We start from the raw sequence: 22,520 nt of genomic DNA, 5'->3' as shown, positions 1-22,520 counted from the left end.
GAGGCGTCTTTGTCTCAGGTTCGGGAAGACGACGTTGCTGAGCGCCTTGCTGGGTCTGGTGGGGCCGGACGAGCGGATCGTCCTCGCCGAGGACTCGGCGGAGCTGCGGCCGGACCACCCGCATGTGGTGCGGCTGGAGGCCCGGCCCGCCAACCAGGAGGGCGCGGGGCTCGTCACCCTCGAGGACCTGGTGCGCCAGGCGCTGCGGATGCGGCCCGACCGGCTGGTCGTGGGAGAGGTGCGCGGACCCGAAGTGGTGCACCTGCTGGCCGCGCTGAACACCGGCCACGAGGGCGGGTGCGGGACGGTGCACGCCAATGCTGCCGCCGACGTACCGGCCCGGCTGGAGGCGCTCGGTACGGCCGCCGGGCTCGACCGGGCCGCGCTGCACAGCCAGGTGGCGGCCGCCCTCTCCGTGGTCCTGCACCTCGTACGCGACCGGGCCGGACGGCGGCGGATCGCCGAGGTGCACGTGCTGGAACGCGACCCATCGGGGCTGGTGCGGACGGTGCCGGCGCTGCGGTGGGGAGCGGAGGCGTTCGTGCGGGAGCGTGGGTGGGAGCGGCTGCGGGGGCTGCTTCGCGGCGGTGGAAACGGGCCGTGTGAGGCCGCGGTGGAGGAGGCGGGTCATGACAAGGGCGGCTGAGATGTCCATGGGGGCGGCCGTGGTGTGCGTGGGCGCGGCGGTGTGGCTGCTGGGCGAGCGGAACCCGGCGGCGCGGCGGGCGAGGGTGCTGCTCGCGGGCGGCGGAACCGCCGGGAGTGACCCGCCCGGGTGGCAGCGGATGGCCGGTGGGGTGCGGCGCGCCCGTGGGCGGCTGCGGGCCGAGTGGTGGTCGCCGGTGGCCGGGCTGGTCCTGGCGGTTCTGGGGGCGTCGGTGCTGCCGGTGGTGCTGGGCGCGGCCGGGGTGCCGTTACTGCGCAGGGCCCGGCTGGCCTCTCGGGCGCGGCGGGACCGGGAGCGCCGGGCCGAAGCGGTGATCGCGTTGTGCGGGGCGCTGGCTGGCGAGGTACGGGCCGGACGCCAGCCGGGTGAGGCGCTGCTGAGGGCCGCCCGGGATCACGGCGGGCTCGCCGACGCACGGGCGACGGTGCTGGCGGCGGCGCGGTTCGGCGGTGACGTGCCGGACGCGCTCGCGACGGCGGCCCGGCAACCGGGTGCCGGGGGACTGCGGGGGCTCGCGGCGTGCTGGCGGGTGGCCGTGGACCAAGGCGCCGGGCTCGCGGACGGACTCGACCGGCTGGCCGCCGCCCTGCGTGCCGAGCGGGACCAGCAGTCCGACCTGCGCGCTCAGTTGGCTGGGGCCCGGGCCACGGCGGTGATGCTCGCCGGTCTGCCGGCCCTGGGACTCCTCATCGGCACCGCCCTCGGCGCCGATCCCCTCCATGTCCTGCTCCACACCACGGCGGGCCTGGGCTGCCTGGCGGCCGGCGGTGTGCTGGAGGGCCTGGGGGTGTGGTGGGTGCTGCGGATCGTGCGGGGAGCGGAGGTGGCTGCATGAGTGGGGGATGGGGTGCGGGGCGGTGGTGACGTGAGTGGGATACGAGGCACGAGGGCGGCGGCGATATGAGCGGGGATCGGGGAGCGGAGGCGGCGATATGAGCGGGGATCGGGGAGCGGAGGCGGCGATATGAGCGGGGATCGGGGAACGGAGGCGGCGATATGAGCGGGGAAGTTGTCCACAGGCTGGGGGTGACCATGGGGATCGTGCTCGGCCTCGGGTGGTGGCTGCGGTGGCTGGTCGAGATGCGGCGCCGCCGGAGGACGCTGCGGCGACTGGCGGAGTTGTCGGCCCGGAAGGCGGCTGCTCCGGTCCCGCGCCTCGCCTTACGCGGGGCGGCGCGGACGTGGCTGGCCCCCGCGGGTGTGGCGTGCGCCGGGTGGGCGCTGGTCGGCGGCCTCGCCGGTGTCGCTGTGGCACTGGCCGGCGCGGTGGGGATATGGCGATGGCGGCTACGGCAGGAGGCGGCGGCCGGAAAGGGCACGAACGCCCCCGACCTCGCCGAGGCGGCACGGCAACTGCCCCTCGCCGCCGACCTGCTGGCGGCCTGCATCGCGGCGGGCGCCGGCCCGGTGATCGCGGCACAGGCGGTGGGTGAGGCCTTGGGCGGTCCGGTGGGCGATGCCCTGGCCCGTGGTGCGGCGGAGGTACGGCTGGGCGGCGAACCGGCCGTGGCCTGGCAGAGGCTGGCTGCCGTCCCGGGAGCCGCAGGCCTGGCCCGGCTGCTGGAAGGGGCCGATGTGTCCGGACTGCCCGCCGCTGTACCGGTCGCACGGCTCGCCGCGGAGGCTCGGGCCGACTGGGGCCGCGCCGCGACGGCCAGGGCCCGTCGGGCGGGCGTGATGGTCAGCGCGCCGGTCGGGCTGTGCTTCCTTCCCGCGTTCATCGCGGTCGGCGTGCTGCCCGTGGTGATCGGACTCGCGGGAGGAGCGCTCGGAGGGGGTGGTGGATGAGGGGGTCAGAGGGCGGCAGTAAGTGAGCGGCAGACAAGAGAAGTTGAGACTCTTTCCTACGGGGGTTGAGATGTATCAGGCGGTACGGGCGCGGCTGCGTGCCCTGGTGTGCGGGATGCGTGCGGCGGCGCGGCGGGACGCGGGGATGGTCACCTCCGAGTACGCGATGGGAATCGTCGCGGCGGTGGCGTTCGCGGTGGTGCTCTACAAGGTCGTCACGAGCGGCACGGTCAGCGCGGAACTGCAGGGCATCGTGAAGGAAGCCCTCAATGCGCGGATGTGAGCGGGACAGGGACCGGGGGTTCGTGACGGCGGAGTCGGCCGTGGTGCTGCCCGTGCTGGTGATGTTCGCGATGGCGCTGGTGTGGGGGCTGCTGGTCGTGGCCGCGCAGATCCAGTGCGTGGACGCGGCCCGCACGGGCGCCCGCGCGGCGGCCCGCCAGGACCCGCCCGGCGCGGTCGTGCGGCTGGCCCGCGAGGCGGCACCGCCCGGCGCGAAGGTGACCGTCAGCCGGGACGCGGAGCACGTGCGCGTGACCGTCGTGGCGGAGCCGCCGGTGCTGCGCGGGCTGTCCTTCGCCGTGCGCGAGGAGGCCGTCGCGTCCGTGGAGGAGGCGGTGGGCACATGAGGTGCCGGGGGCGTGATCTGTCGGACCGGGGGTCCGCGGCCGTCTGGAGCGTCGGGGTGATCGCCGTCCTGTGCGTGGTCTTCGGGGCCGTCCTCGCCCTGGGACAGGCCGTCGTCACCCGGCACCGCGCGGCCGGCGGGGCGGATCTCGCGGCCCTCGCGGCGGCGGACCACTGGGCCGAGGGCGGTACGGCGGCCTGTGCCCGGGCCGGCCGGGTGGCCCGGGCACAGGGCGTGCGGCTCGTCCGGTGCGAGGTCGTCGGAGAGATCTCGGACGTGACGGCGGCCTCGGGACGGGGGCCGTTCACGGCGGAGGTGAGAGCGAGGGCGGGTCCTCCGACGGCTCCGCTGGGGGTGACGCCGGCCAAGAGCGAGGGGTGACGTGCCCTGCGCGATCTCCTGTCCTCGCGAGTCAGGGCGCGTGCGGATCCTCCCGGTCAGCCTCCGGGTGCCCTGGCGGCTGACCGACTGCCTCGTCAGCCGTCTCCTTCTCCTCCGGAGCCCCCTCCAGCAGCACCGTGAGGAGCCGCACCGCCCCCCTCTTGTGCAGCGGGTCGTTGCCGTTGCCGCACTTGGGGGACTGGATGCAGGACGGGCAGCCGGCGTCGCATTCGCAGGAGGCGATGGCCTGCCGGGTGGCGGTCAGCCAGGCGCGGGCGGTGTGGAAGGCGCGCTCCGCGAAGCCCGCGCCGCCGGGATGGCCGTCGTAGACGAAGACCGTGGGCAGGAGCGTGTCGGGGTGGAGCGGGATCGACACGCCGCCGATGTCCCAGCGGTCGCAGGTGGCGAACAGGGGCAGCAGGCCGATCGACGCGTGCTCGGCGGCGTGCAGGGAGCCGCCGAGGATCTCCGGGTTGATCCGGGCCCGGTCCAGCTGGTCCTCGGTGACGGTCCACCACACGGCCCGGGTGCGCAGCGTACGGGGAGGGAGGTCGAGCTTCGTCTCGCCCAGGACCTCACCGGTGATGAGCCGGCGACGGAGGAAGGAGACGACCTGGTTGGTGACTTCGACGGAGCCGTAGCAGAGCCGGCCGTCGCCCCAGGGGAGCTCGACGTCCGTCTCCAGGACGGAGATCGACGTCGTGTCACGGGCGACCGTGGAGTAGGGCGGGGCGGCTTCCTCGACGAGGGCGACGGAGTCCTCCAGGTCCAGGGACCGCACCAGGTAGGTGCGGCCCTGGTGGAGGTGGACCGCTCCCTCGTGGATCGTCGAGTGCGCGGCGCCGGCGTCGACCGTGCCGAGCAGCCGGCCCGTGCCGGACTCGACGACCTGGACCGGGCGTCCGCCTTCGCCGCGGATGTCGGTCAGGTCGGCGGCGCGCTCCCGGCGGGTCCAGTGCCAGGCCTTGGTGCGGCGGCGCAGCAGTTTCGCGGCCTCCAGTTGCGGCAGGAGGCCCTCGCTGGCCGGGCCGAACAGGGCGAGGTCCTCGTCCGTCAGGGGCAGTTCCGCGGCGGCCGCGCACAGGTGCGGGGCAAGCACGTAGGGGTTGTCCGGGTCGAGGACGGTGGACTCGACGGGCTGGTCGAACAGGGCCTCCGGGTGGTGGACGAGGAACGTGTCCAGCGGATCGTCGCGGGCGACCAGAACGGCCAGGGCGCCCTGCCCGGACCGTCCGGCCCGGCCCGCCTGCTGCCACAGCGAGGCGCGCGTGCCGGGGTAGCCGGCGATGACGACCGCGTCCAGGCCGGAGATGTCGATGCCGAGTTCGAGGGCGTTCGTCGCGGCGAGGCCCAGGAGTTCACCCGAATGGATGGCGCGTTCGAGTGCGCGGCGCTCCTCCGGGAGATAGCCGCCCCGGTACGCCGCGACACGCCTGGCCAGCGACCGGTCGACCTCGGTCAGTCGATCCCGGGTGATGACGGAGATCAGCTCGGCGCCACGCCGGGACCGGACGAAGACGACCGAGCGCACACCCTGCACGGTGAGGTCGGTCAGCAGGTCGGCGGCCTCGGCGGTGGCCGTGCGGCGGACGGGGGCGCCCTTCTCGCCGTGCAACTCGGTCAGTGGCGGCTCCCAGAGGGCGAACACCAGTTCACCGCGCGGGGAGGCGTCGTCCGCGACCTCGACGACCGGCAGGCCGGTGAGGCGGCGCGCTGCCACCGAAGGTTCGGCGGCGGTCGCGGAGGCCAGCAGGAACACGGGTGAGGCGCCGTAGCGGGCGCACAGGCGGCGCAGGCGGCGCAGCACCTGGGCGACGTGTGAGCCGAAGACGCCGCGATAGCTGTGGCACTCGTCGATGACGACGTATCTCAGCGACTTCAGGAAGGAGGACCAGCGAGGGTGGGACGGCAGGATGCCGCGGTGCAGCATGTCCGGGTTGGTCAGCACGTAGTTGGCGTACTGGCGGATCCACTCGCGTTCCTCGAACGGAGTATCGCCGTCGTACACGGCCGGGCGGATTGAATTGCCCAGAGGTTGTGAAAGTTCCTTCACGGAGCGGCACTGATCCGCCGCAAGAGCCTTGGTCGGAGCCAGGTAGAGGGTGGTCGCGCCGCGGCCGTTCGGGGCCTCGGAGCCGTCCAGAAGGGTGGACAGGACCGGCGCGAGATAGGCCAGGGACTTGCCGGAGGCGGTGCCGGTGGCGACGACGACCGAGTCGCCGTCCAGCGCGTGCTCGGCCGCGCGGGCCTGGTGGGCCCAGGGATGCTCGACACCCGCGGTCTGCACGGCGGCGACGACCTCCGCGCGGATCCGGTCCGGCCAGACGGCATGCCGACCCTCCCGCGGGGGCAAGTGCTCCGTATGAGTAATGCGCGAAGCCCTGCTCGGACCGGACGCGAGCCGGTCCAGGACCGCGCCCGGCGCGGGCCTGGAGGCGGGGTCCGTCGGGGTTCGATCGGATCGGTGATTCTTGGCCATCGGCACCGAGTGTGTCACTGGCGTGACGGACAATGGAGCCAAGGCGTCGTGCACGCCTGCCGGTAAGTGATTGAATGCCATCGCGGCTGGCGAAGCGTCCAAGGGCTGAAGCCGAGATGCCCCAAGGGCGACCGCTCGATAGCAAGGTGCTGGAGGATCCGTGGACCTGTCCCTGTCGACCGAGACCATGGGCGATCGCACGATCGTCAGGGTCGGTGGCGAAATCGACGTATATACCGCGCCCAAGCTGCGCGAGCAGTTGGTCGAGCTGGTGAACGACGGCAGTTTCCACCTTGTCGTCGACATGGAGGGCGTGGACTTCCTCGACTCCACCGGACTCGGCGTACTGGTCGGCGGCCTGAAGCGCGTCCGTGCCCATGAGGGCTCCCTGCGCCTGGTGTGCAACCAGGAGCGCATTCTGAAGATCTTCCGCATCACCGGTCTCACCAAGGTGTTCCCGATTCACACCTCGGTCGAGGAAGCGGTTGCGGCCACCGACTGACACCGGTCCCGGGCCCCGTGCCCGGGCCGGCCGACGTTCGGCAGAAGTGAAGACCGAGGGGGCCCGGGTTTCGGAGGCCCGGAGCCTCCCGACAGCACGCCCGAAGTTGCGAGGGGGATGCATGGCCACCGTTGAGCTCCGCTTCAGCGCGCTGCCCGAGCATGTCAGGACCGCCCGGCTGGTGGCGGCAGCGGTGGCGCGCAGGGCCGGAGTGGACGAGGCAGTCCTCGACGAGGTCAGGCTCGCCGTCGGAGAGGCGTGCACCCGGGCCGTCGGACTGCATCAGACCGGCGGCATCTCGGCACCGGTGAAGGTGCTGCTGATCGAGGAGGAGAAGCAGTTCTCCATCGAGGTCGGCGACGAGGCCCGGCACGCGGTTCCCGGAGAGCGCGCATCCGGCACCGGGCCGGGCGACCCCGACGGCGAGGCCGACGAGGACGAGATGGGCCTCGCGGTCATCAGCGGACTCGTCGACGACGTCGAGGTCAGCGCGGGAGAGCATGGCGGGCTGATCAAGATGACCTGGCCGACCACGCCGCCGCCGACGGTTCTGGTCTGAACCGGCCACCGCGCACACCGTTCTTGACGAAGGGCCCCACCCGTGGGGCCCTTCGTCATGTGCGGGTGTCAGTGCTCGCCTTTACAGTGGTTCCTGTGCCGTTCATCGCGTGAATTCGTTCACGATCATTCGCGTGCCCGCCGACAGTCCGAGAATGCTTTCAGGGCATTACCCCAGAAGGCCAATTCCGTTTATCGCGCTCTGTTTTGATCAGGTTCCGGTACCTACAATCCCGTCCACATCTTGAGCTCAGCCCAAGCGTCAAGGAGGACGAATGGCGGGGCTTTCCATCTCACAACAGTCGGGCCATCCCACAGACCTCGCAGTCGCCGTACTGACCGATGGCAACCGCGTGCTCGTCGTGGTCATCGCGGTCGTCGCACTGGCGGCACTGGTGCTCGCGGGGGTCCTGGTGCGCCAGGTGCTCGCGGCCGGCGAGGGCACCGACAGCATGAAGAAGATCGCGGCGGCGGTCCAGGAAGGCGCGAACGCCTATCTGGCACGTCAACTGCGCACACTCGGCGTATTCGCCGTGGTCGTGTTCTTCCTGCTCATGCTGCTGCCCGCGGACGACTGGAGTCAGCGTGCCGGACGTTCGGTGTTCTTTCTGATCGGAGCGGCGTTCTCGGCGGCCACCGGCTATATCGGTATGTGGCTCGCCGTGCGCAGTAATGTGCGCGTCGCCGCGGCGGCGCGTGAAGCAACCCCGGCGGAAGGCCAGCCGGAAAGGGACCTGACCGCGGTCTCGCACAAGGCGATGAAGATCGCATTTCGCACGGGCGGCGTGGTCGGCATGTTCACGGTGGGCCTCGGCCTGCTCGGCGCCTCGTGCGTGGTGCTGGTGTACGCGGCCGACGCGCCGAAGGTGCTCGAGGGCTTCGGTCTCGGGGCCGCGCTGATCGCGATGTTCATGCGAGTCGGCGGCGGCATCTTCACCAAGGCCGCCGACGTCGGCGCCGACCTGGTCGGCAAGGTCGAACAGGGCATTCCGGAGGACGACCCGCGCAATGCCGCGACCATCGCCGACAACGTGGGCGACAACGTCGGCGACTGCGCGGGCATGGCGGCCGACCTCTTCGAGTCGTACGCCGTGACCCTGGTCGCCGCGCTGATTCTCGGCTCGGCGGCCTTCGGCGACGCCGGGCTCGCTTTCCCGCTGCTCGTGCCGGCGATCGGTGTGATCACCGCCATGATCGGCATCTTCGCGGTGGCGCCGAGGCGTGCCGACCGCAGCGGCATGAGTGCCATCAACCGCGGGTTCTTCATCTCCGCGGTGATCTCGCTCGTGCTGGTGGCGGTGGCCGTGTTCATCTACCTGCCGGGCAGGTACTCCGAGCTCGACGGGGTCACCGACGCCGCGATCCTGGGCAAGGACGGCGATCCGCGGATCCTCGCGCTCGTCGCGGTGGGCATCGGCATCGTGCTGGCCGCCCTGATCCAGCAGTTGACCGGCTACTTCACCGAGACCAACCGCCGGCCCGTCAGGGACATCGGCAAGACCTCGCTCACCGGCCCGGCCACCGTCGTCCTCGCCGGTATCTCCGTAGGTCTCGAATCCGCCGTCTACACCGCCCTGTTGATCGGACTCGGCGTGTACGGGGCGTTCCTGCTCGGCGGTACGTCGATCATGCTGGCACTGTTCGCGGTGGCGCTGGCCGGCACCGGTCTGCTCACCACGGTCGGCGTGATCGTCGCGATGGACACCTTCGGGCCCGTCTCCGACAACGCGCAGGGCATCGCCGAGATGTCCGGTGACGTCCAGGGCGCGGGCGCTCAGGTGCTCACCAACCTGGACGCGGTGGGCAACACCACCAAGGCGATCACCAAGGGCATCGCGATCGCCACGGCCGTGCTCGCGGCCGCGGCGCTGTTCGGCTCGTACCGTGACGCGATCATCACCGGCGCGCGGGACGTGGGGGAGAAACTCAGCGGCGAGGGTGCGCCGATGAGCCTGATGATGGACATCTCCCAGCCCAACAACCTCGTTGGCCTCATCGCCGGCGCGGCGGTCGTCTTCCTCTTCTCGGGGCTGGCGATCAACGCAGTGTCGCGATCGGCGGGTTCCGTGGTCTTCGAGGTGCGGCGGCAGTTCCGCGAGCGGCCGGGGATCATGGACTACACCGAGAAGCCGGAGTACGGCAAGGTCGTCGACATCTGCACCAGGGACGCCCTGCGCGAGCTCGCCACCCCCGGTCTGCTGGCGGTACTGGCGCCCGTCTTCATCGGGTTCACGCTCGGCGTCGGCCCGCTCGGCGCGTTCCTGGCGGGCGCGATCGGCGCGGGCACGCTGATGGCGGTGTTCCTCGCCAACTCCGGTGGCGCCTGGGACAACGCCAAGAAACTCGTCGAGGACGGCCATCACGGCGGCAAGGGAAGCGAGGCGCACGCGGCGACCGTGATCGGCGACACGGTCGGCGACCCCTTCAAGGACACCGCCGGCCCCGCGATCAACCCGCTGCTGAAGGTCATGAACCTGGTGTCCTTGCTCATCGCGCCCGCGGTGATCAAGTTCTCCTACGGCCCGGACGAGAGCATCGGAGTACGGATCCTGATCGCGGCCCTCGCGTTCGTCGTGATCGTCGGGGCGGTGTACGTGTCAAAGCGGCGCGGGATCGCCATGGGCGACGAAGACAACGCCGAGCCGGAGCCCAAGTCGGCCGATCCGGCGGTGGTTTCGTAGGGAGGTTCCGGAGCCCCAGCTCAAGGTGCGGGCGGGGGGGGGGGGGGGGGGGGGGGGGGGGGAGAAGGGGGGGGGGGGGGGGGTGGGCCCCCCTCCCCCCCCCCCCCCCCCGCCCGCTCTGTGTGCGTGCACGATCACGTGAGCCTTCTCTCGCCTGGCGCAAAAGGTTACAAAATGGTCTTAATGGGCGTTCGGGGTGCGGTTGCCGTGCATCTGGCGTGTATGTTCCGGGGCCGAGAGCCATGGAAGGGACCAAACCGGTGAACAAGAAGCTCGCGGCCGCACTGTCCGGCGGTGCGGTACTGGTACTGGCGCTGTCGGGCTGCGGCGGTGACGACAACGAGAAGCTGGACTCCTGGGCCAAGCAGGTCTGTGACGCCGTACAGCCGCAGGCCAAGAAGATCGAGTCGGCCAATGCGGCGATCCAGAAGGAGACCTCGGACAACAGCGAGCCGAAGGATGTCCAGAAGACCGACGCACAGGCCTTCCAGGACATGTCCGACGCCTACAAGGCGATCGGGGCCGCGGTGACCAAGGCCGGCGCACCGGACGTCGAGAACGGCGAGAAGAAGCAGCAGGACGCGGTCAAGGAGCTCAACTCGATCTCCGCGGCGTACGCCTCCCTGAAGAAGCAGGTCGACGGGCTCGACACCAAGGACCAGGGCAAGTTCGCGGACGGCCTCAAGGACATCGCCACCGAGCTGGACAAGCTGGGCAAGAGCGGCAACGACGCCCTCAGGAACCTGGAGGAGGGCGAGGTCGGCCAGGCGATGGCCCGCCAGTCCAGCTGCAAGGCGGCCACGACGTCGGCGGGTGCCACGCAGAGCTGAGCGGCTGGAGCAAAAGCGGCCGATACGAGGGGCGGCTGGGCGACGGAAGCGCGACGGCTGAGCCCAGGGTGACGGCTGAGCCCAGCCACAGGTACGGGCGCGGACTCTCGCAGGCATGCGTGCAGAACCCGCAGGCATGGGCGCGGACACCCGCAGGGACGCACGCGGACACCCGCAGGCACGCGTGGATACCCGCGACCCTCGCGGATACCCGCATGGACGCAAGCGATACCCGCACGCGCGCGTGCGGCGCCGATACCGACGGCCACAATGGGGGGCGTGAGTAACGCCAGCCAATCACCCCTGCCCCCGCTGCCCGCCTCCGACCGTCCCGACGTGGCCGCCCGGCTCCGGGACGCCCTGCTCGCGGCCTCCTTCACCGTCGACGGACTGCTCGAACTGCTCGGCGCCCCGGCGTACGCGGCGCTCGCCCGGAGCGAGACCGTGCCCGCGCTCCGCGCGACCCGCGGGGACACGCCGCTGGAGACGCTCGTCCGGCTGTTCCTGCTCCAGCAGCCCGTGCCGCACGCGCGCGTGGCGGACGTCCTGCCCGTCGACGCCTGCCTGGAGAGCGGCTGGCTGGCCCGCGCCGGCGGGGACGAACTCGCCGCCGCGGTGGACGTCCGGCCCTACGGCGGGCCCGGCGGCGAGGACTGGTTCATCGTGTCGGACCTGGGCTGCGCGGTCGGTGGTGCCGGCGGAATCGGCCGGCGTGACGAGGGCGTCGTCCTCGGAGTGGGCGGCGCCTCGACGACCCTCGCCGGCATCACCGTCCGAAAGCCCGTCGCCGCCGCGCTCGACCTCGGCACCGGCTCCGGTATCCAGGCGCTGCACGCCGCGCAGCACGCCACGCGCGTGACGGCCACCGACCTCAACCCGCGCGCCCTGCACATCACCGCCCTCACGCTGGCGCTGTCCGGCGCCCCGGCCGCCGATCTGCGCGAGGGCTCCCTCTTCACGCCGGTCCGGGACGACGAGACGTACGACCTGATCGTGTCCAACCCGCCGTTCGTGATCTCGCCCGGTGCCCGGCTCACCTACCGCGACGGCGGGATGGGCGGGGACGATCTGTGCCGCACGCTCGTTCAGGAGGCGGGGGAGCGGCTGAACGAGGGCGGGTTCGCGCAGTTCCTCGCCAACTGGCAGCACGTGGAAGGGGAGGACTGGCAGGACAGGCTCAGGTCATGGGTGCCCCGGGGCTGCGACGCGTGGATCGTGCAGCGCGAGGTGCAGGACGTCAACCAGTACGCCGAGCTCTGGCTGCGTGACGCGGGCGATCACCAGGGCGACGCGGCGGAGTACCAGGCGCGGTACGACGCATGGCTCGACGAGTTCGAGGCGCGCAAGGTGAAGGCCGTCGGCTTCGGCTGGATCACCCTGCGCAGAACGGGTGCCGCCGTGCCCTCCGTCACGGTGGAGGAGTGGCCGCATCCGGTGGAGCAGCCGCTCGGGGACACGATCCGGAACCACTTCGACCGGCTCGACCACCTTCGCGAGCACGACGACGCCGCTCTGCTCGAAGGACGTTTCCGGCTGGCCGCCGAGATCGTGCAGGAACAGGTCGGGCTGCCGGGAGCGGAGGACCCCGAGCATGTCGTGCTGCGCCAGCACCGGGGCATGCGCCGGGCCGCCAGGGTGGACACGGTGGGCGCGGGCTTCGCGGGCGTGTGCGACGGCACGATGAGCGCGGGCGTCATCCTGGACGCCATCGCCCAGTTGGTCGGCGAGGACCCGGTGCTGCTGCGCGACCGGACGCCGGCGCAGATCCGGCTGCTCGTCGAGCAGGGGTTCCTGGAGCCGGTGCGCTGACCCTGCCGTGGGACGTCCGCAGGGGAGCCCGCCGCCGGGGTCAGCCGAGATCGCTCGCCAACAAAATCGAGTCGATTTGAACACCTCGTCCGGAACGGGTCATGAGGGGCCGGACGTCCTTGATCCACTGCTCTGTCGCCCGGGCGTTCACCTCGGGTTCGCCTGCCCGCCGCCCACGCGTGTCAGCCTCCCGGGGCTGGGACTGGGCGGACGGGAGAAAAGGGGCACGGCGCACCATGGAGAGCGAACCGGCGATCTTCGCGGGAGCGGTGTTCTCCCTGTTCGGAGGCGGACTGCTGACCTGGACCGTGACGCGCCTGCGTCAGGACCGGCCCGTTGCCGAAGGCATGCGGCCGGTCGCCTCGGCGACCCTCGCCGGCGTCGTCGCGGTACTCGCCCTGGCGGCCGGAATCTGGTGCTTCACCCGCCTCTGAAGCCCGCTCGGGTGACGCGCCTGCGAGTGACCGGGAGGTCGCACTCCGCACAGGGGCGGGCTGGCCCCTGGCACTCCGGGCGGCAGGAATGGTGGTAGTCGGGTTACCGTTCGAGTGGCCGTTGCGGGCTTTTCCCGTTTGACACGAGGGCGGGATGTACCGTCACACTCCGCAGCGTCACCACGACCCAGCCCCGGTATGCGACTCCGGGGAGGCCCCAGCGTCGACCGGAGAGAAGAGCGAAGTTGTCCCCGACCAGCGAGACCGCGAAGGGCGGCCGCCGACTCGTCATCGTCGAGTCGCCTGCCAAGGCGAAGACGATCAAGGGCTATCTCGGGCCCGGATACACCGTCGAGGCGAGCGTCGGGCACATCCGCGACCTTCCCAACGGCGCCGCCGAGGTGCCCGAGAAGTACACCGGCGAGGTCCGCCGGCTCGGTGTGGACGTCGAACACGACTTCCAGCCGATCTATGTGGTCAACGCCGACAAGAAGGCGCAGGTCAAGAAGCTCAAGGACCTGCTGAAGGAATCGGACGAGCTCTTCCTCGCGACCGATGAGGACCGCGAGGGCGAGGCCATCGCCTGGCACCTCCAGGAGGTGCTCAAGCCCAAGGTCCCGGTCAAGCGGATGGTCTTCCACGAGATCACCAAGGCCGCGATCCAGGCCGCCGTCGCCAACCCGCGCGAGCTGAACCAGAAGCTGGTCGACGCCCAGGAGACCCGCCGCATCCTCGACCGCCTCTACGGCTACGAGGTCTCGCCGGTCCTGTGGAAGAAGGTCATGCCGCGGCTGTCCGCGGGCCGTGTCCAGTCGGTCGCCACCCGGCTCGTCGTCGAGCGGGAACGCGAGCGCATCGCGTTTCGTTCGGCTGAGTACTGGGACCTGACGGGCACCTTCGCGACCGGCCGCGCCGGAGACTCGTCGGACCCGTCGTCGCTGGTCGCGCGCCTGCAGACCGTCGACGGCAGGCGCGTCGCGCAGGGCCGCGACTTCGACTCCCTGGGACAACTGAAGAGCGCGAACACCCTCCACCTCGACGAGGCGAACGCCCGAGCCCTGGCCGCCGCCCTGGAGCAGACCCGGTTCGCGGTCCGCTCCGTCGAGTCCAAGCCCTACCGCCGCTCGCCGTACGCCCCGTTCCGTACGACGACGCTGCAGCAGGAGGCCAGCCGCAAGCTCGGCTTCGGCGCGAAGGCCACCATGCAGATCGCGCAGAAGCTGTACGAGAACGGCTACATCACGTACATGCGTACGGACTCCACGACCCTGAGCGACACGGCGGTCGCCGCCGCCCGCGCCCAGGTCACGCAGCTGTACGGCGCCGACTACCTGCCGCCGCAGCCGAGGACGTACGCCGGGAAGGTCAAGAACGCGCAGGAGGCCCACGAGGCGATCCGCCCCTCGGGTGATCGTTTCCGCACTCCCGCCGAGACCGGACTGACCGGCGACCAGTTCAGGCTCTACGAGCTGATCTGGAAGCGGACCGTCGCCTCCCAGATGAAGGACGCGACCGGCAACAGCGTCACGGTGAAGATCGGTGGCACGGCCGCCGACGGCCGCGACGTCGAGTTCAGCGCGTCCGGCAAGACGATCACCTTCCACGGCTTCCTGAAGGCCTACGTCGAGGGCGCCGACGACCCGAACGCCGAGCTGGACGACCGCGAGCGCCGGCTGCCCCAGGTCAGCGAGGGCGACGCCCTGAGCGCCGAGCAGATCACGGTCGACGGGCACGCCACCAAGCCCCCGGCCCGCTACACCGAGGCCTCCCTGGTCAAGGAGCTGGAAGAGCGCGAGATCGGCCGCCCGTCCACGTACGCGTCGATCATCGGCACGATCCTCGACCGCGGCTACGTGTTCAAGAAGGGCACGGCCCTGGTGCCGTCCTTCCTGTCCTTCGCCGTGGTCAACCTCCTGGAGAAGCACTTCGGGCGGCTCGTCGACTACGACTTCACCGCCAAGATGGAGGACGACCTCGACCGCATCGCCCGCGGTGAGGCCAAGTCCGTGCCGTGGCTGAAGCGGTTCTACTTCGGCGAGGGCACCGTCAGCGGTGTCGCCGCCGACGCCGGCAACGGCGACGGGGACCACCTCGGCGGCCTCAAGGAGCTGGTGACCGACCTGGGCGCGATCGACGCGCGCGAGGTGTCGTCGTTCCCCGTGGGCAACGACATCGTGCTGCGGGTCGGCCGCTACGGGCCGTACATCGAGCGCGGCGAGAAGGACACCGAGCAGCACCAGCGCGCGGACATCCCGGACGACCTGGCGCCCGACGAGCTGACCGTCGACCTCGCCGAGGAACTGCTCGCGAAGCCGAGCGGCGACTACGAACTGGGCACGGACCCGGCCACCGGCCACACGATCGTCGCCAAGGACGGCCGCTACGGCCCGTATGTGACGGAAGTCCTCCCTGAGGGCACCCCGAGGACGGGCAAGAACGCGGTCAAGCCGCGGACGGCGTCCCTGTTCAAGACGATGTCCCTGGACACGGTGACCCTCGACGACGCCCTGAAGCTCATGTCGCTGCCCCGGGTCGTCGGCGCCGACGCCGAGGGCCAGGAGATCACCGCGCAGAACGGCCGCTACGGCCCGTACCTGAAGAAGGGCACGGACTCGCGTTCGCTGCAGGCCGAGGAGCAGCTCTTCACGATCACGCTGGAGGAGGCGCTGGCGATCTACGCCCAGCCCAAGCAGCGTGGCCGGGCCGCGGCCAAGCCGCCGCTGAAGGAACTGGGCACCGACCCGGTGAGCGAGAAGCCGGTCGTGGTCAAGGACGGTCGATTCGGCCCGTACGTCACCGACGGGGAGACCAACGCGACGCTGCGCTCCGGCGACAGCGTCGAGGAGATCACCCCGGAGCGCGGCTTCGAGCTGCTCGCCGAGAAGCGCGCGAAGGCGCCGGCGAAGAAGACCGCGAAGAAGGCGGCCAAGAAGGCCCCGGCGAAGAAGACGACGACGGCCAAGAAGACCGCGGCGAAGAAGACCACGACCGCGAAAACCACGACCGCGAAGAAGACCACGGCGAAGAAGACCGCCACCGCGAAGAAGACGGCCGCCAAGACGGCGACCGCCTCCAAGTCGGCGGAGGACTGAGACCGTTCAGGTCCTGGTGAAGACAGTGTGAGGACCCCTTGGGGATTCGGCGAGGAGTCGATGAGGACCCGGGCCGCCAAGGCCCGGATCTTCGCCCGGGGTTCGGAAAGCGAACACCCTGGCCACACTTCGGTGTAGGGGCGTGCGCATGCCAGGCCGGGGGCCCCGGGGTGTCGGTGGCTCCCGATAGGCTGAACGCATGACGCGAGCCGACCAACCGACGGACCCTCAGCCGGCCCCCGACGATGCCCTGGTCACGGACTCCCGCGAGCGGGCCGTCCGCGCCCTGTTGCGCCGTCCGCAGCTGAGGCGGTTGTGGAGCGCGCAGCTCGTGGGTGGTGTGGGCGACATCCTCGCCCTCCTTGTGCTGGTGGTGCTCGCCCTGCAGGCGGCTGTCGCCGAGGGTTCGTTCGGGGGCGGCTACCGGGGCGTGGCGTTCGCAGTGGCGACCGTTTTCGGGGTGCGCATCCTCGCGACGCTGCTGTTCGGCGCCGTTCTCCTCGGTCCGCTCACCGCGCTCACCTCGCAGGACGGCCCGCTCGACCGGCGCTGGACCATGGTCGGCGCGGACGGGCTGCGCGCGGCGCTGCTCATCGTCGCGCCGCTGTGGATCGACTGGACTCCCGAGGACGCGCTGGCGATCCTGCTCGTCACGGCCTTCGTGACCGGTGTCGCCGAGCGGCTGTGGGCGGTGTGCCGCGAGAGCGCGGCCCCCGCGCTGCTGCCGGCACCGCCCCCCGAGGGAGCGACGGTCCGGCCGCTGCCCGACCACATGGACGCCCTGCGCCGGCTGTCGCTGCGCACCGGCTTCGTGGCGATCCCCCTCGCGGCCGTCGTGCTGGTCGCCGCGGCCCTCTTCAACAACCTGCTGGGTGCCGGCATCGACTGGTTCGGCCAGCACCAGGCGGCCCTCGCCTCCTACGTCGCGGCGGGGCTGTTCGCCGCCTCCCTGTCCGTGCTGACCTTCCTGGAACTGCCCGGCACGCGCACCCCCCGCGCGCGGTCGCCTCTCGAGGGACTGCGCCGCCCGAAGACCGCCGCCGGCACCGACAAGGGCCGCACCGGCGCGATGCCGCTGCTGGTGCCGGCCTGCGCGGCCGTCGCCGCGGCGGTCTCGGCCGCCGTCGCCGTGGCCGTGCTGCACGCCAAGGATCTGGGCGGCGGCCCGGTGCTCTACGGGTTGTTCGTGGCCGCGCTGACCGGCGGTGTCGTCGTCGGCATCCGTACGGCGCCCTCCCTCCTGCCGACCCTGTCGCGCCGCCGGCTGCTCGCGCTGACGATCGCCTTCACCGGAGTCGCGCTGCTGGCCGCCGGGCTGGTCCCGGACGTCACCACCGTGCTGCTGATCCTCGGGCTGGCCGGCGTCGGCGCGGGCATGTCCGCCAACACCGGGCACACCCTGCTCGACCAGGAGACCGAGGAGTTCCGGCGCTCCCGCACGACGGAGCACCTGCACGCGGTCGTCCGGGTCTGCGTGGCACTCGGCGCGGTGATCGCCCCGCTGGTGGCGGCGGGGATCGGGCCGCACCGGTTGGAGAGCGGCAAGTTCGTCTTCGCGCACGGCGGCGCGGCCTTCACTCTGATGCTGGTCGGCGCCCTGCTGCTGCCCGTCGCCGCGTTGGTCCTGGCCAAGGTCGACGACCGTTCCGGCGTGCCGCTGCGGCAGGACCTGAAGGCCGCCCTGCTCGGCGGCGACGACCCCGAGGAGGTGCCCGCGGCCTCCGGCTTCTTCATCGCCCTGGAGGGCGGCGACGGGGCCGGTAAGTCCACGCAGGCCGAGGCGCTCGCCGACTGGATCCGCTCCAAGGGCCACGAGGTCGTGCTGACGCGCGAGCCGGGGGCGACGCCGGTGGGCAAGCGGCTGCGGTCGATCCTCCTGGACGTGTCGAGCGCGGGCCTGTCCCACCGCGCGGAGGCGCTGCTGTACGCGGCCGACCGGGCCGAGCACGTCGACACCGTCGTACGGCCCGCCCTGGAGCGCGGCGCGGTCGTCATCTCCGACCGCTACATCGACTCCTCCGTGGCCTACCAGGGAGCGGGCCGTGACCTGTCGCCGACCGAGATCGCCCGCATCAACCGCTGGGCGACGAACGGACTCGTGCCGCATCTGACCGTGCTGCTGGACGTCGCGCCGGAGGCCGCGCGCGAGCGGTTCACCGAGGCACCGGACCGGCTGGAGTCGGAGCCCGCCGAGTTCCACGCGCGCGTGCGGGCCGGTTTCCTCACCCTGGCCGCGGCCGACGCCGGACGGTACCTGGTGGTGGACGCGGGCCAGGAGCCCGAGGCCGTCACGACCGTCATCCGGCACCGGCTCGACCAGGTGCTGCCGCTGTCCGAGGCCGAGATCAAGGCCCGCGAGGAGGCCCGGAAGAAGGCCGAGGAGGAGGCCCGCCGCAAGGCCGAGGAAGAGGCCGCCCGCAAGGCCGAGGAGGAGCGCCTGGAGCGCGAGCGCCAGGAGCAGCTCGCCAAGCTGCGCGCCGAGGAGGAGGAGCGCAAGCGCCGCGAGCTGGAGGAGGCGCAGCGCCGCGAGGCCGAACGGCAGGCGGAGGAGGCCCGGCGCCGGGCCGAGGAAGCGCGGAAGAAGGCCGAGGAGGAGCGGGCGAGGCTTCTCGCGGAGGAGAAGGCCCGGGCCGAGGAGGAAGCCCGCCGCAAGGCCGAGGAGGAGCGGCGCCGCAAGCAGGCCGAGGAGGAGGCCCGGCTGCGCGCCGAGGCCGATGCGCTCCGCCTGGAGAAGCAGCGCAAGGCCGAGGAGGCCCTGCTGCGGGCCGAGGAGGCGCGGCGGCTCGCGGAGGCGGCGGCCGCTGCCGCGGAGGCTGGGCCGAAGAGCCCTGCCCCCCGGGGTGCCTCCGGTCCGGCGGCCGCTCAGGACGCGGTGACCGTGCCGACGCCCGTGGTGACACCGGGCGGCGCGGCGGACGACACGACCGTGCTGCGCCCCGTGCGGGACGAGAGGGACGAAAGCGACGAGGGCAAGGCCCAACGCCGGACCTCGGGCGGGTCCGATGCCGAGGCGACGGCCGAGCTGCCGATGCCGCCGGTTCCGCCGGGGGCCGGGGACGAGACCGAGGTGCTGCCTCAGGTGCCCTCCGAGGCGGGCGACGAGACGGCCGTACTGCCTCCGGTCCGGCCGGGGGACGCCGAGGAGACGGCCGTGCTGCCGCCCGTGCGCGGGGACGAACCGGCGGACCGGCTTCCGCCCGGGTACTTCCGCAAGGACGCCCCGGCCGCCCGGCCCGACGGCACCGAGGACCGTACGCGGGAGATGCCCCAGGTCGACGACGAGGGCGCGCCGCGCCGCCGCCGGTCCGACTGGGCCGAGGAGACGCCGCTGGACGACCTGCCGTCGCTGGCGGACGAGCTGCTCGGACCGCACGAGGACGAGCCGGAGGACGGGCGCGGTCGCCGGGGGAGGGGCGGCCGGGGCCGCTGAGGCCGCCGGCGGTCCGGCACCGGAGCCCGGGCCCACGCGGGAGACGACCGGACCGGGTCCGCGAGAGGCCCGGGAGGTGCCTGCGGGACGTCTGGAGGTGTCTGCGAGACGCCTGGGATGTGCCCGCGAGGCGCCCGGGCCGGCCCCGCGAGACCAGGCGGCGGCGGGCGATGTCAGTGGTCACCCCCACAATGGATTCGCACTGCGGAACGTGACGGAAGGGCGGCGTGACCCATGACCGTGTGGGACGATCTCGTCGGGCAGGAGAGGGTGAGCGAGCAGCTGGACGCCGCCGCCAGGGACGCCGACGCCCTGGTCACCGCCGCCGCCACCCAGGCCCCGCCGCCCGAGGCGTCGAAGATGACGCACGCGTGGCTGTTCACGGGCCCGCCCGGAGCCGGGCGGAACCAGGCGGCGCGGGCGTTCGCCGCGGCGCTGCAGTGCGTCAGCCCCGACCGGGCCCTCGGCGGTTCCCCGGGCTGCGGCTTCTGCGACGGCTGCCACACGGCACTGGTGGGGACGCACGCCGACGTCTCCACCGTCGCCGCGGTCGGCGCGCAGATCCTCGCCGACGACATGCGCGACACCGTCCGCAAGTCGTTCACCTCGCCGGCGAACGGCCGCTGGCAGGTCATCCTCGTCGAGGACGCCGAGCGGCTGAACGAGAAGTCGGCCAATGCCGTCCTCAAGGCCGTGGAGGAGCCCGCCCCCCGCACCGTCTGGCTGCTGTGCGCCCCCTCCGTCGAGGACGTCCTGCCGACCATCCGCTCCCGCTGCCGCCACCTGAACCTGAGCACCCCGTCGGTCGACGCCATCGCCGACATGCTCGTACGCCGCGAGGGCATCGAGCCGGGTGTCGCCGCCGCGGCGGCCGGCGCCACCCAGGGCCATGTCGACCGGGCGCGCCGGCTGGCCACCGACCCGGCCGCGCGCGAGCGCCGTGCCGCCGTGCTGAAGCTGCCGTTGCGCGTCGAGGAGATCGGCAGCGCGCTCAGGGCCGCACAGGAGCTCGTCGACGCGGCCGCCGAGGACGCCAAGCAGCTCGCGGAGGAGACGGACGCCAAGGAGACCGAGGAGCTGAAGGCAGCCCTCGGAGCGGCCCAGGGCGGCCGCATGCCCCGCGGTACCGCCGGGGTGATGAAGGACCTGGAGGACAAGCAGAAGCGCCGCAGAACGCGTACGCAGCGCGACAGCCTCGACCTCGCCCTGACCGACCTCACGGCCTTCTACCGCGACGTCCTGGCCCTCCAGCTCGGCTCGCGGGTCGCCATCGCCAACGCGGACGCCGAGGACGCCCTGGAGCGTCTGGCCCGCGGCAGCTCCCCGGAGTCCACGCTCCGCCGCATCGAGGCGATCGCCGCCTGCCGCGACGCCCTCGACCGCAATGTGGCGCCGCTGCTCGCGGTGGAGGCGATGACGATGGCGCTCAGAGCGGGCTGACGAGAGGCCCGACCCCCGCCCGGCAGACGCGAAGTTGACGCCGTCACTCGTACGAGGCACGACACGCACGCATGGCATCCATTCCGTCGCGCAGAGTTACGCTCGCTGGATGCACACCCGGATGCACACAAGGCGTACCCCCCGCACCGCCTCGGCCGCTCGCTCCGGCGGCGGACACCGCAGGACCCGCAGCGGAGCCAGGACCGCGGCCGGCCTCCTCGCCACGGCCGCGGTGCTCGTCTCCGCCTGCTCCTCCGGCAGCTCGACGACATCCGCCGCCTCCGCCGCCTCCACGGCGGACACGGCGGCACTCGTGGCGCTGCCACGGTCCACCCCCGCGGCGCTCTCCCCGTACTACGGGCAGAAGCCGGCCTGGCGCGGCTGCGGCGTGCCCGGCTTCGAATGCGCCACCGTCAAGGCACCGCTCGACTACGACAAGCCGTCCGCGGGTGACGTCCGCCTCGCCCTCGCCCGCAAGAAGGCCACCGGCCCGGGCGAGCGGCTGGGCTCGCTGCTCGTGAACCCCGGCGGGCCGGGCGGCTCGGCGGTCGGCTACGTGCAGTCGTACGCGGGCATCGGCTACCCGGCCGAGGTGCGGGCCCGCTACGACATGGTGGCGGTCGACCCGCGCGGCGTGGCCGGCAGCGAGCCCGTCGAGTGCCTGGACGGGCCGGCGATGGACACGTACACGCAGACGGACACCACCCCCGACGACGGCAAGGAGACGGACGGGCTGGTCACGGCGTACCGGACGTTCGCCGAGGGCTGCGGCGCGGACGCGCCCCGGCTGCTGCGCCATGTGTCCACCGTGGAGGCGGCCCGGGACATGGACATCGTGCGGGCGGCGCTCGGCGACAAGAAGCTGAACTTCGTCGGAGCCTCCTACGGGACCTTCCTCGGGGCGACGTACGCCGGGCTCTTCCCGGACCGGACGGGCCGGCTGGTGCTGGACGGGGCGATGGACCCCTCGCTGCCGGCGCGGCGGCTGAACCTCGAACAGACGGCGGGCTTCGAGACGGCGTTCCGTTCGTTCGCGCGGGACTGCGTACGGCAGACGGACTGCCCGCTCGGCGGGGCGGGCACCAAGCCCGAGCAGGTCGCCAAGAACCTCAAGGCCTTCTTCCGGAAGCTGGACACGCGGCCCGTGCCCACCGGTGACGCCGACGGCCGCAGGCTCACCGAGTCGCTCGCCACGACCGGCGTGATCGCGGCGATGTACGACGAGGGCGCCTGGCCGCAGCTGCGCGAGGCGCTGACGTCCGCGATGAAGGAGAACGACGGCTCCGGACTGCTCGCCCTCTCCGACAGCTACTACGAGCGGGACGCCGACGGCGCCTACAGCAACCTGATGTTCGCCAACGCGGCGGTGAACTGCCTGGACCTGCCGGCCGCCTTCGACACCCCCGACGAGGTGCGCAGGGCGCTGCCGCGGTTCCGGAAGGCGTCCCCGGTCTTCGGTGAGGGCCTCGCCTGGGCCGCCCTGAACTGCGCGTACTGGCCCGTGCACGCCACAGGCGAGCCGCACCGCATCGAGGCGAGGGGCGCGGCCCCGATCGTCGTGGTCGGCACCACCCGCGACCCCGCGACCCCGTACCGCTGGGCGCAGGCCCTGGCCGGCCAGCTCTCCTCGGCCCGCCTCCTCACCTACGAGGGCGACGGCCACACGGCCTACGGCCGCGGCAGCTCCTGCATCGACCGCACGATCAACGCCTACCTCCTGCGCGGAACCCCGCCCAAGGACGGAAAGCGCTGCTCATAGCCACCTCCCGGCCCCGGGGGTACCGCCTCCGGGGCCGGTACG

The 22,520-nt window shown here is 72.3% G+C and carries 16 protein-coding genes and 1 pseudogene; 16 read left to right on the top strand and 1 reads right to left on the bottom strand.

Annotated features, from left to right (window positions below):
• Positions 1 to 22 precede the first annotated feature (22 nt).
• The 6 genes and pseudogenes from ACZ5TL_RS24855 to ACZ5TL_RS24830 form a co-directional block, all read left to right on the top strand.
• Positions 23 to 646: pseudogene (locus ACZ5TL_RS24855) on the top strand (CpaF family protein); the annotation flags it as partial.
• Positions 630 to 1,502: a type II secretion system F family protein gene (locus ACZ5TL_RS24850; RefSeq protein WP_468592443.1), complete on the top strand. Its 873-nt coding sequence runs from the start codon at positions 630 to 632 to the stop codon at positions 1,500 to 1,502. The pseudogene ACZ5TL_RS24855 and the gene ACZ5TL_RS24850, both read left to right, overlap by 17 nt.
• Before the next feature lie 161 nt (positions 1,503 to 1,663).
• Positions 1,664 to 2,455 carry a type II secretion system F family protein gene (locus ACZ5TL_RS24845; protein ID WP_468592442.1) on the top strand — a complete coding sequence of 264 codons (792 nt, stop codon included), beginning with the start codon at positions 1,664 to 1,666 and terminating at the stop codon, positions 2,453 to 2,455.
• A gap of 70 nt (positions 2,456 to 2,525) precedes the next feature.
• Positions 2,526 to 2,738 carry a DUF4244 domain-containing protein gene (locus tag ACZ5TL_RS24840; RefSeq protein ID WP_468592441.1) on the top strand — a complete coding sequence of 71 codons (213 nt, stop codon included), beginning with the start codon at positions 2,526 to 2,528 and terminating at the stop codon, positions 2,736 to 2,738.
• Positions 2,725 to 3,084 (top strand): TadE family type IV pilus minor pilin, encoded by a 360-nt coding sequence (locus ACZ5TL_RS24835; protein ID WP_468592440.1) that lies wholly within the window; start codon positions 2,725 to 2,727, stop codon positions 3,082 to 3,084. The genes ACZ5TL_RS24840 and ACZ5TL_RS24835 overlap by 14 nt, the downstream gene beginning before the upstream one ends.
• A complete protein-coding gene (locus ACZ5TL_RS24830) occupies positions 3,081 to 3,464 on the top strand; it encodes an Rv3654c family TadE-like protein (RefSeq protein WP_468592438.1) in 384 nt (127 codons plus the stop codon). The genes ACZ5TL_RS24835 and ACZ5TL_RS24830 overlap by 4 nt, the downstream gene beginning before the upstream one ends.
• A gap of 31 nt (positions 3,465 to 3,495) precedes the next feature.
• On the opposite strand, the gene ACZ5TL_RS24825 is transcribed toward ACZ5TL_RS24830, so the two are convergent.
• Entirely contained in the window at positions 3,496 to 6,024 is a 2,529-nt protein-coding gene (locus tag ACZ5TL_RS24825; protein ID WP_468592437.1) for a DEAD/DEAH box helicase, read from the bottom strand.
• Between the two features lie 79 nt (positions 6,025 to 6,103).
• On the opposite strand from ACZ5TL_RS24825, the gene bldG reads away from it, so the two are divergent.
• The 10 genes from bldG (at position 6,104) to ACZ5TL_RS24775 (ending at position 22,478) form a co-directional block, all read left to right on the top strand.
• Positions 6,104 to 6,445 (top strand): anti-sigma factor antagonist BldG, encoded by a 342-nt coding sequence (gene bldG, locus ACZ5TL_RS24820; protein ID WP_003991900.1) that lies wholly within the window; start codon positions 6,104 to 6,106, stop codon positions 6,443 to 6,445.
• 121 nt (positions 6,446 to 6,566) lie between these two features.
• The gene (locus ACZ5TL_RS24815; protein WP_468592436.1) at positions 6,567 to 7,004 is read left to right on the top strand and encodes an ATP-binding protein; all 438 of its coding nucleotides are present in this window, start codon (positions 6,567 to 6,569) and stop codon (positions 7,002 to 7,004) included.
• A 274-nt stretch (positions 7,005 to 7,278) separates the two neighbouring features.
• Complete coding sequence (locus ACZ5TL_RS24810) at positions 7,279 to 9,684, top strand: sodium-translocating pyrophosphatase (RefSeq protein WP_468592435.1); 2,406 nt, start codon at positions 7,279 to 7,281, stop codon at positions 9,682 to 9,684.
• A 242-nt stretch (positions 9,685 to 9,926) separates the two neighbouring features.
• Positions 9,927 to 10,514, top strand: a complete 588-nt coding sequence (locus tag ACZ5TL_RS24805) for a small secreted protein (protein ID WP_468592433.1) — start codon at positions 9,927 to 9,929, stop codon at positions 10,512 to 10,514.
• 270 nt (positions 10,515 to 10,784) lie between these two features.
• A complete protein-coding gene (locus tag ACZ5TL_RS24800) occupies positions 10,785 to 12,323 on the top strand; it encodes a DUF7059 domain-containing protein (protein ID WP_468592432.1) in 1,539 nt (512 codons plus the stop codon).
• Positions 12,324 to 12,559: 236 nt separating this feature from the next.
• Positions 12,560 to 12,757, top strand: a complete 198-nt coding sequence (locus ACZ5TL_RS24795) for a hypothetical protein (RefSeq protein ID WP_468592431.1) — start codon at positions 12,560 to 12,562, stop codon at positions 12,755 to 12,757.
• 245 nt (positions 12,758 to 13,002) lie between these two features.
• Positions 13,003 to 15,849: a type I DNA topoisomerase gene (gene topA, locus ACZ5TL_RS24790; protein ID WP_468592430.1), complete on the top strand. Its 2,847-nt coding sequence runs from the start codon at positions 13,003 to 13,005 to the stop codon at positions 15,847 to 15,849.
• Between the two features lie 199 nt (positions 15,850 to 16,048).
• Positions 16,049 to 19,279 carry a dTMP kinase gene (gene tmk / locus ACZ5TL_RS24785; RefSeq protein ID WP_468592429.1) on the top strand — a complete coding sequence of 1,077 codons (3,231 nt, stop codon included), beginning with the start codon at positions 16,049 to 16,051 and terminating at the stop codon, positions 19,277 to 19,279.
• A 234-nt stretch (positions 19,280 to 19,513) separates the two neighbouring features.
• Positions 19,514 to 20,719, top strand: a complete 1,206-nt coding sequence (locus ACZ5TL_RS24780; protein ID WP_468592428.1) for a DNA polymerase III subunit delta' — start codon at positions 19,514 to 19,516, stop codon at positions 20,717 to 20,719.
• A gap of 121 nt (positions 20,720 to 20,840) precedes the next feature.
• Entirely contained in the window at positions 20,841 to 22,478 is a 1,638-nt protein-coding gene (locus ACZ5TL_RS24775) for an alpha/beta hydrolase (protein ID WP_468592563.1), read from the top strand.
• The last annotated feature ends 42 nt before the right edge of the window (positions 22,479 to 22,520 follow it).

This window comes from Streptomyces sp. NPDC033136, from assembly GCF_055578235.1.
Note: the sequence above shows the minus strand (reverse complement) of the source record. Positions and strands in the feature narration are given on the sequence as shown.

Excerpts from the sequence above, each read along its gene's own strand:
- ACZ5TL_RS24815 (WP_468592436.1), top strand. The coding sequence starts at position 6,567 with ATGGCCACCGTTGAGCTCCGCTTCAGCGCGCTGCCCGAGCATGTCAGG.
- ACZ5TL_RS24805 (WP_468592433.1), top strand. The coding sequence starts at position 9,927 with ATGGAAGGGACCAAACCGGTGAACAAGAAGCTCGCGGCCGCACTGTCC.
- ACZ5TL_RS24775 (WP_468592563.1), top strand. The coding sequence starts at position 20,841 with ATGCACACAAGGCGTACCCCCCGCACCGCCTCGGCCGCTCGCTCCGGC.
- tmk (WP_468592429.1), top strand. The coding sequence starts at position 16,049 with ATGACGCGAGCCGACCAACCGACGGACCCTCAGCCGGCCCCCGACGAT.
- ACZ5TL_RS24830 (WP_468592438.1), top strand. The coding sequence starts at position 3,081 with ATGAGGTGCCGGGGGCGTGATCTGTCGGACCGGGGGTCCGCGGCCGTC.
- ACZ5TL_RS24850 (WP_468592443.1), top strand. The coding sequence starts at position 630 with ATGACAAGGGCGGCTGAGATGTCCATGGGGGCGGCCGTGGTGTGCGTG.
- ACZ5TL_RS24835 (WP_468592440.1), top strand. The coding sequence starts at position 2,725 with ATGCGCGGATGTGAGCGGGACAGGGACCGGGGGTTCGTGACGGCGGAG.
- ACZ5TL_RS24800 (WP_468592432.1), top strand. The coding sequence starts at position 10,785 with ATGGGGGGCGTGAGTAACGCCAGCCAATCACCCCTGCCCCCGCTGCCC.
- ACZ5TL_RS24845 (WP_468592442.1), top strand. The coding sequence starts at position 1,664 with ATGAGCGGGGAAGTTGTCCACAGGCTGGGGGTGACCATGGGGATCGTG.
- ACZ5TL_RS24840 (WP_468592441.1), top strand. The coding sequence starts at position 2,526 with ATGTATCAGGCGGTACGGGCGCGGCTGCGTGCCCTGGTGTGCGGGATG.
- ACZ5TL_RS24825 (WP_468592437.1), bottom strand. The coding sequence starts at position 6,024 with ATGGCATTCAATCACTTACCGGCAGGCGTGCACGACGCCTTGGCTCCA.
- ACZ5TL_RS24795 (WP_468592431.1), top strand. The coding sequence starts at position 12,560 with ATGGAGAGCGAACCGGCGATCTTCGCGGGAGCGGTGTTCTCCCTGTTC.
- ACZ5TL_RS24810 (WP_468592435.1), top strand. The coding sequence starts at position 7,279 with ATGGCGGGGCTTTCCATCTCACAACAGTCGGGCCATCCCACAGACCTC.
- ACZ5TL_RS24780 (WP_468592428.1), top strand. The coding sequence starts at position 19,514 with ATGACCGTGTGGGACGATCTCGTCGGGCAGGAGAGGGTGAGCGAGCAG.